This is a genomic window from Cellulosimicrobium sp. NPDC055967 (genome assembly GCF_042269845.1).
Lineage (GTDB): Bacteria > Actinomycetota > Actinomycetes > Actinomycetales > Cellulomonadaceae > Cellulosimicrobium.
On the sequence record NZ_JBHJYJ010000033.1, the window covers coordinates 1 to 2,811 of the forward strand.

Genomic DNA, 2,811 nt, shown 5'->3' on the forward strand with positions numbered 1-2,811 from the left:
CCAATGCTCTATGGTCGTCAAGAAATTCGGGTACTGAGTCGTGACCAGATGGCCTCGCTTCAGCAAATTGGGTATGTGATAGCTTTCGGTGTTTTGTGAGATTCGAACTTTCGGTTCATTTCGTCTTCACACACCGCAATCTGATGCTTTTGCTTGTTTCCAAGTCAAGAGTAGTCAAATTGCTTGGGTGTTATATGGTCAAGCCTCACGGGCAATTAGTATTGGTTAGCTCAACGCCTCACAGCGCTTACACACCCAACCTATCAACGTCGTAGTCTTCGACGGCCCTTCAGGGAACTCAAGGTTCCAGTGAGATCTCATCTTGAGGCTAGTTTCCCGCTTAGATGCTTTCAGCGGTTATCTATTCCGAACATAGCTACCCGGCAATGCCACTGGCGTGACAACCGGAACACCAGAGGTTCGTCCACTCCGGTCCTCTCGTACTAGGAGCAGCCCCTCTCAAATCTCAAACGTCCACGGCAGATAGGGACCGAACTGTCTCACGACGTTCTAAACCCAGCTCGCGTACCACTTTAAATGGCGAACAGCCATACCCTTGGGACCGGCTTCAGCCCCAGGATGTGATGAGCCGACATCGAGGTGCCAAACACCGCCGTCGATATGAACTCTTGGGCGGTATCAGCCTGTTATCCCCGGAGTACCTTTTATCCGTTGAGCGATGGCCCTTCCATACAGAACCACCGGATCACTAAGACCTACTTTCGTACCTGCTCGACGTGTCTGTCTCGCAGTCAAGCGCGCTTTTGCCTTTATACTCTACGACCGATTTCCGACCGGTCTGAGCGCACCTTCGTACTCCTCCGTTACTCTTTAGGAGGAGACCGCCCCAGTCAAACTACCCACCATACACTGTCCTCGATCCGGATAACGGACCTGAGTTAGAACCTCAAAGTTGCCAGGGTGGTATTTCAAGGTTGGCTCCACGCGAACTGGCGTCCACGCTTCAAAGCCTCCCACCTATCCTACACAAGCAAATTCAAAGTCCAGTGCAAAGCTATAGTAAAGGTTCACGGGGTCTTTCCGTCTAGCCGCGGATACACTGCATCTTCACAGCGATTTCAATTTCACTGAGTCTCGGGTGGAGACAGCGCCGCCATCGTTACGCCATTCGTGCAGGTCGGAACTTACCCGACAAGGAATTTCGCTACCTTAGGACCGTTATAGTTACGGCCGCCGTTTACCGGGGCTTCGATCAAGAGCTTCGCGTTAGCTAACCCCATCAATTAACCTTCCGGCACCGGGCAGGCGTCACACCCTATACGTCCACTTTCGTGTTTGCAGAGTGCTGTGTTTTTAATAAACAGTCGCAGCGGCCTGGTATCTTCGACCGGCATGAGCTTACGGAGCAAGTCCTTCACCCTCACCGGCGCACCTTCTCCCGAAGTTACGGTGCCATTTTGCCTAGTTCCTTCACCCGAGTTCTCTCAAGCGCCTTGGTATTCTCTACCCAACCACCTGTGTCGGTTTGGGGTACGGTTCCTGGTTACCTGAAGCTTAGAAGCTTTTCTTGGAAGCATGGCATCAACCACTTCGTCATCTAAAAGATGACTCGTCATCAGCTCTCGGCCTTAGAATCCCGGATTTACCTAAGATTCCAGCCTACCACCTTAAACTTGGACAACCAACGCCAAGCTGGCCTAGCCTTCTCCGTCCCCCCATCGCATCTAACAATGGTGCAGGAATATTGACCTGCTTCCCATCAGCTACGCATTTCTGCCTCGCCTTAGGGGCCGACTCACCCTACGCCGATGAACGTTGCGTAGGAAACCTTGGGCTTACGGCGAGGGGGCCTTTCACCCCCTTTATCGCTACTCATGTCAGCATTCGCACTTCTGATACCTCCAGCAAGCTTCTCAACTCACCTTCACAGGCTTACAGAACGCTCCTCTACCGCATCATCCGAAGATGATACCCGTAGCTTCGGTGTATGGTTTGAGCCCCGTTACATCTTCCGCGCAGGCCGACTCGACTAGTGAGCTATTACGCTTTCTTTAAAGGGTGGCTGCTTCTAAGCCAACCTCCTAGCTGTCTAAGCCTTCCCACATCGTTTCCCACTTAACCATAACTTTGGGACCTTAGCTGACGGTCTGGGTTGTTTCCCTTTTCACGACGGACGTTAGCACCCGCCGTGTGTCTCCCATGCTCGGCACTTGTAGGTATTCGGAGTTTGCATCGGTTTGGTAAGTCGGGATGACCCCCTAGCCGAAACAGTGCTCTACCCCCTACAGTGATACATGAGGCGCTACCTAAATAGCTTTCGAGGAGAACCAGCTATCTCCGAGCTTGATTAGCCTTTCACTCCGATCCACAGGTCATCCGCTAACTTTTCAACGGTAGTCGGTTCGGTCCTCCAGTTAGTGTTACCCAACCTTCAACCTGCCCATGGATAGATCGCCCGGTTTCGGGTCTATTCCCAGCGACTAGACGCCCTATTAAGACTCGCTTTCGCTACGCCTCCCCTATTCGGTTAAGCTCGCCACTGAAAATAAGTCGCTGACCCATTATACAAAAGGTACGCAGTCACCCAACAAAGTGGGCTCCCACTGCTTGTACGCATACGGTTTCAGGATCTATTTCACTCCCCTCTCCGGGGTTCTTTTCGCCTTTCCCTCACGGTACTAGTTCACTATCGGTCAGTCAGTAGTATTTAGCCTTGGAGGATGGTCCCCCCATATTCAGACAAAGTTTCTCGTGCTCCGTCCTACTCGATTTCATGACTAAGAGATTTTCGCGTACAGGGCTATCACCCACTATGGCCGCACTTTCCAGAGCGTTCGGCTAATCTCAAAG

At 52.0% G+C, this 2,811-nt stretch carries 1 rRNA gene; it reads right to left on the minus strand.

Features of this window, described 5'->3' with window-relative positions:
• Positions 1-194: 194 nt before the first annotated feature.
• Positions 195-2,811, minus strand: a 23S ribosomal RNA gene (locus ACFC2L_RS20160); the annotation flags it as partial.